Source organism: Microcoleus sp. CZ3-B2, from assembly GCF_036705055.1.
In the GTDB taxonomy this organism is placed as follows: domain Bacteria; phylum Cyanobacteriota; class Cyanobacteriia; order Cyanobacteriales; family Microcoleaceae; genus Microcoleus.
Genome location: NZ_JAUBTN010000039.1, coordinates 53,625 through 59,624 on the forward strand (window position 1 = coordinate 53,625; position 6,000 = coordinate 59,624).

General features: G+C 43.6%; 3 protein-coding genes. All 3 read right to left on the minus strand.

The genetic code is table 11. From position 1 onward, the window contains the following. Positions 1-97: 97 nt before the first annotated feature. The 3 genes from QUA97_RS17925 to treZ all read right to left on the minus strand — a co-directional run bounded on the left by QUA97_RS17925 (position 98) and on the right by treZ (position 5,726). Positions 98-340, minus strand: a complete 243-nt coding sequence (locus QUA97_RS17925) for a hypothetical protein (protein WP_228050370.1) — start codon at positions 338-340, stop codon at positions 98-100. 342 nt (positions 341-682) lie between these two features. Further along, entirely contained in the window at positions 683-3,475 is a 2,793-nt protein-coding gene (gene treY / locus QUA97_RS17930) for a malto-oligosyltrehalose synthase (protein ID WP_333195421.1), read from the minus strand. Positions 3,476-3,899: 424 nt separating this feature from the next. After that, a complete protein-coding gene (gene treZ, locus QUA97_RS17935; RefSeq protein WP_333195422.1) occupies positions 3,900-5,726 on the minus strand; it encodes a malto-oligosyltrehalose trehalohydrolase in 1,827 nt (608 codons plus the stop codon). Between the last annotated feature and the right edge of the window lie 274 nt (positions 5,727-6,000).

Below are 6,000 nucleotides of genomic sequence, written 5' to 3' on the forward strand. Positions count from 1 at the left end.
ACTGCTTTTGTTTACTCTTCCTAATGTACGGCGTGCGATCGCTAGTGGCATTGTGGCAAACCGTATATGTTGTGTTGTATTTGCCGTCTTATGTATTTTACAACTCCCCAGCTATCACGCACGGGCATTCTTCCTTAAAAGAAAAACACCTGGCAAAAACAGTGCCTTTACTTGGTCTGACTTTTTCTCCAGAAGCGGTAGCGAGATGCCCTCCTGCCAAAAGTTGTAAACCTTCATCTCTGATATTGCTCGCCGCCGCATTAATATCCCTGTCATGTATCATTTTGCCACTACAAAAAACCAGTTCGTCTTCGCTTACTGATATCGTTTCCGATAGCATCGAAATTATATATTTTAATCATTGATAGTGCGAGCTTCCCCGAAGAGCGATCGACTTCGCGAGCAGAGAAACTCGCACTATATAATTCCCATGCTACCGCATTTGATATGCTACCACGTCCAGTCGATTGCCCTAACAAAAACGGTTCGTAGTACGGACTAAAGTCCGTACTACGAAACAATTTGATCGTTATCAATCGATCGCACACGATATGACTACTGACTAACCTTCGACTTGCTTCGGCTTCGCCAGCGGACAAGTCGCGATCGGGCAAAATGACTACTGACCACTGACTACTGACCACTGACTACTGACCACTGACTACTGACCACTGACTACTAACTACTGACTAATCAGCAAAGCGGCGGGAAAATAACCAAGAGCATCACCAATTGCCAGCGTACCGTTACTTTCTACTGGCTGGTTGGTAATCGCATCCTTCCAAACCGACGGCATTTGCTCGGACAATACCAGATTAGTATCTTTCCAGACTTGTTTGCCGATCGGCATTTCTGCCGGTTTGACAACTCCCGTCAAAAACCGAGGAGCAACGACAATAACTGTAGTATCTCCAAAGCTTCGCGCAAAGGCGATCGCATTATCCTTAAACGTGCCAACTACTTCCAATGATTGATAGTCGCCTGACTTAAACACTTCCAAGTATTCTTTTCTCGCTTCTAGCAATCTTGCCGTCAAAAACAGCTTGATTCTAGCATCTTCCCGCGTCGCCATCAAATCTTCTACCAATTGCAAAATATCTGTCTTAGCTTGCTGTTTAATTTCCTGCAAAACTTGAATTCTGCGGTCAAAATCAACCGGACGGCGGTTGTCCGGATCGACGTGGCTTAAATCCCAGAATTCCGTTCCTTGATAAATGTCGGGAACCCCAGGGGCGGTGATTTTTAGCAGCGTTTGAGATAAAGAATTGAAAATTCCGTAATCAGCTACTTTTTTCCAGAAAGGCAGAAAATTCTTCAAAAATTGATTGTTTTCTGAATTTCCGAGAACGCTCTCGATAAATGTCATAAAACCAGTTTCGTAGTCGTTGTCGGCTCTCAGCCAAGCCGTATAAACTTTAGCTTCGCGGACGGCTTTGATTGCATAATCTTTGAGGCGATCGACATAATCGGTGTTTTCAATTCCTTCAAAGGGAAAACTGCCGAGAATAGTTTGGTACAAGAAGTATTCGTCGTTAGTATCGGGAACCATTCGATTCACAAAGTTGATTTTTTTAGAAGAATTTAGCTCTCTCCACGACCTGACTTGCTGTTCCCATTCTTCGGGAATTTCTGACAAAACGTTAATTCTGGCTCGCACATCTTCGCCCCGTTTGGTATCGTGGGTAGCTGTAGCATTCATTTTGTGCGGCCAAGCTATTTGCTGCTGTTTGTTGAAGTCATGAAAATCTGCCAGCGAAACACCGAACTGACTGGGATTTCCTCCTACTTCGTTGAGAGATAAAAGCCGGTAGTAAACGTATAAAAGCGTGTCTTCAACTCCTTTCGCCATCAAAGGGCCTGTCAATTGCTGGAGTTTCATGACAAAGTGGCGTCGCTCCTCTTTTTGTTCGACTGTGAGAGTTTCTTCTTCTTCCAGCAACAGCAGCGTTTCGATAAATTTAAGTTCTTTGAGGAGTCGCGGTACCAGTTCTTTCGCATGGGCGATCGCATATTTTACGTAAGTGCGATCGGACTCTCGCAAACCCTCTTGATTTATGTAAGTTCGGTACACCGGAAAAACTGTTAAAACTGCTGACAGTGCTTTTTCCAAACCGGAACGAGTAAAGTCATTTCCCTGTCTGGAGTGACCGGAAATATTTTTCAAAAGTTGAGCCAGATTGTCAACATCTCCTGCCAGATTTTTCTCAACTATGAGTCCTTTTTTCTCTAAAAACAACTGTTCGTAGGGAACGGTCAGTCGAGTAAATCTGTGATAGATTTCGCTAAATTGCTCTTCGCGATCGCACCGACAAAAAACGCCGTTTACATAATTCAAGAAATCGTAGCCGCTCGTCCCCTCGATCGGCCAATATGGCGGCAAATCTTCTTCGTGTTCCAGAATTTTTTCGACAGTAGTGTAAGTATCTCCGACTCTTTCCCGCAGCCGTTTCAAATATTCGGTTGGATCGTAGAGTCCGTCGATGTGGTCGATTCTTAATCCGGTAAACTTTCCCTCTTCAACCATGTCGAATATCAGAGCATGGTTTTTGTGGAAAACTTTAATTTCTTCAACTTTTACCGACATCAGTTCGTTGACTGTAAAAAACCTGCGGTAGTTAATTTCTTCAGCTCCCACTTTCCAGAAAGATAGGCGGTAAAACTGATCGGAAAGCAAATCGTCCAGCAAATTAAAGCTTTCAGCATTACCCTTTTCTCCATTAAAAACATTGATGTTTTCATCGATAAATTCATGCACGACGGGATTTTGATTGTAGAGTTCCCACAGCAATCCTTTGACAAAAGCTATCTGATCGTATCGGGCCTTACCTTTAACTTCTGAAGATGTATTTTTGATTAGGTAAATAATTCCTAAAAGTTTAATGAAATCTGGATGTCGCCTGCCTAATTCCCTGCCTAAATGTCCCAGATTATGAGTAATAAACTTACCGTAAGAGTCAATTTTGACGGGCAGTTTCAAATCGTAGTAATTGATAGTAAGCCCTTTTTCCCTGTATTGAAGTTGAATCTCGCCATTTTCCAGACACTCTCCATAAAAATTGCCCAGCAGCGGAGCCAAAACTCGACCCCTGAGATTTTCGTAAGCGTGATTCCATTCAATATCAAAGTAATCGAAATAGTCGGAATCTGGCCCGTTTTCTAATACGTCTGACAGCAACAAGTTTTGAGTGTCGTAGGCCATGTGGTTCGGGACAATATCTTGCAGCCATCCCATTTTTCGCTGCTTGATTTCGTAGGTAAGCGATTCAAAATCTTCTGAGTTTCCCAATTCGGGATTGAGCAGATTTGAGTCAACGACATCGTAGCCGTGAGTGCTGCCTTTTCTGGCTTTAAATATCGGTGATGCGTAAAGGTCGGTAATGCCTAATTCTTCCAAATAACTCACAATTTGTTTGGCGGCTTCAAATTTAAAACCTCCATGAAATTGAATCCGATAAGTTGCTGTGGGAATTCTCATTATGTTAATTTGAGTCCTATTTAATTAGTTTGTCGGGTTTTTTGTTTAAAATTAGAAATAGTAGGTTGGGTTGAGCGGTAGCGCATTCGGCTCGACAATCGCCTAACAACTGTTTGTCATTACCCATATCTGGTGAAATCCTCAATCCGCTGCGGGCCCGCCAGGGAATTAATTCCTTGACTAATGCGTGTAAGTCGGTTAAAACTAACCCAGTTTCTGGTTTTTTTTTAGTTTGTTTTAACCGAAGGCTGGCTAGTGGGTAAACGAAAAATCAAAAATGTGGATAATGACAAGTAGGGGCGGTGGATGGTGCGTGCCTGCCTTAATTACGGGGCGATCGCGAAAACTAAGACATCAAATAGTAAACTGATACTAAGTTTGATTTGGTTTTTGACACCAATGAGCGATCGCCCAAACCAACCTACTATTTCACTAATTCGTAGAGTGCGAAACTCTGCGGTTTAACAATCAATTCTTGCTCAGATTCGATCTTGTCAGGCAAGCTAGAACCCGAACCCATCCATTTTACATCAGTAGAGTCTAAAATTTTGTCACCTTTGCCTGCGGGAAGTGCAGCAGTAAAAGCGACCTCTTGCTTGTTGAAGTTTAAAATGCAGTAGATATCGCTGTCATCTGTCCAGCGACGTAGAAACAATATTTTATCGGCTTCAATGCTGGACACTTCTAGATTGTTTTTGTCGAGTTTTTTAAGTGCCGGTATTGTCCGCCGCAGTTGAATCAAGTGTTGGTGCCATTCCCAGAGGATTTTGTGCTTTCCTTCTGTTTGTTTTTCCCAGTTTAATTTGCACTTTTGGAAACTCTCAGGACTCTGGGGGTCTTGAAACTCGCCTCGACCTTCAAAAATCTTAAATTCTTGTTGTTTGTCTTTGCGAATAGCTTCAATTAAGTCAGGGTCTGAGTGAGAAACAAAGTACAAAAACGGCGCTGTTTCTGCGTATTCTTCTCCCATAAATAAGAAGGGAATGTAGGGAGAAATAAAAACCGTACCTGCTGCGAGTTTCAGTGCTTCAAAGTTAACTGTTTGGGAGAGTCTGTCTCCCAAAATACGGTTGCCGATTTGGTCGTGGGTTTGGGCAAATACTACAAATTTATTGCCCGGTTCATCTTTAACAGAACTGCCGTGTTTGCGCTTTCTGTGGGGGGCGTACTGGCCTGAGTAAACAAAGCTTTCTTTGAAGGATTTTTCTAAATGTTCGCACTTACCGAAGTCTTGGTAATATCGGTCATTTTCTCCCGTGAGCAAGGCGTGGAGTGCGTGGTGGAAATCGTCGCACCACTGGGCATCTAATCCCATGCCACCTAGTTCTTTGGGGCGTGTAGTGCGGACATCGTTTAAGTCACTTTCTGCGCTTAAATAAATTTTCCTTCCTACCTCTTCGGAAAAATCCGCTGTGGCATCGGATAGTTGTTGCAAAAACGGTCTGGCACCCACTTCAAATATTGCTTGAATTGCGTCTAGCCTCAAAGCGTCAATGTGATAGTCTCGAAACCAGTAGAGGGCGTTTTCAACAAAGTAGTTGCGGACTCCATCACTGTAAGCGTCGTCGAAGTTGAGGGCTTCTCCCCAAATTGGTCGGTATTTTGATGTGAAGTAGGGGCCAAATTCATGGAGGTAGTTTCCTTCGGGGCCTAGGTGGTTGTAAACGACATCGAGAATTACTGATATGCCGTGTTCGTGGCAGGCGTTGATGAGTTTTTTGAATTCTTCTGGCCCGCCGTAGGAGTTTTGGACGGCGTAGGGATATACGCCGTCGTATCCCCAGTTTCTGTCGCCGGGGAATTGGGCGACTGGCATGATTTCGATGGCGTTGATTCCGAGTTCTTGAAGTTGTTTGAGTTGGGGAATTATTGCTGCGAAGGTTCCGGCTTGGGTGAATGTGCCTACGTGCAGTTCGTAGATAATCATTTCGGCTATTGGCACGCCTTGCCAATTTTTGTCTGTCCAAGTAAAGGAGTTTTCATCTATGACTTGGGATGGGGCGTGGACTCCTTGGGGTTGATATTTTGAGGCTGGGTCTGGTAGGTCGGTTTTTTCTTCGAGTTTGTAAGTGTAAAGGGTTCCTGGTTGGATGTCTGTAGCTGTGGTTTGCCAGTAACCTTCTGCGGATTGCTGCATGGGGATTTGGCGTTTGTTTGGGGAAATGATTTGGAGGGATATTTGTTTGATTGTGGGGGCCCAAACTGTAAATTCACATTGGTTGTTGCCGAGGTAATTGGCTCCTATCTTCACTTTTAGTTGTTCTCCTTATAAAATAGGTTGGTGGTGCGATATCCCTAGGGGCGATCTCAAATGCTTTGTCGTGACTGTTGGATGTATATTTAGAGGGTAATATGGCTTAAAATAAGAAACAACTAACCTTAGACAGAGCGATTAAAGGCTAGAGTCGCGACTGGGAAAAAGTAAAAGTAGCGGTTGGTTATGTTTAAATTAAAGCATGAATCTGCTAAGCTGTTGTGCATCCCAATTGTCTGTGGTGATTGATGGGGAGAGGGGGAGATTGGGA

What these genes read in the sequence shown, in the direction of transcription:
- QUA97_RS17925 (WP_228050370.1), bottom strand. Translation starts at nt 340, where the DNA reads ATGCTATCGGAAACGATATCAGTAAGCGAAGACGAACTGGTTTTTTGT.
- treY (WP_333195421.1), bottom strand. Translation starts at nt 3,475, where the DNA reads ATGAGAATTCCCACAGCAACTTATCGGATTCAATTTCATGGAGGTTTT.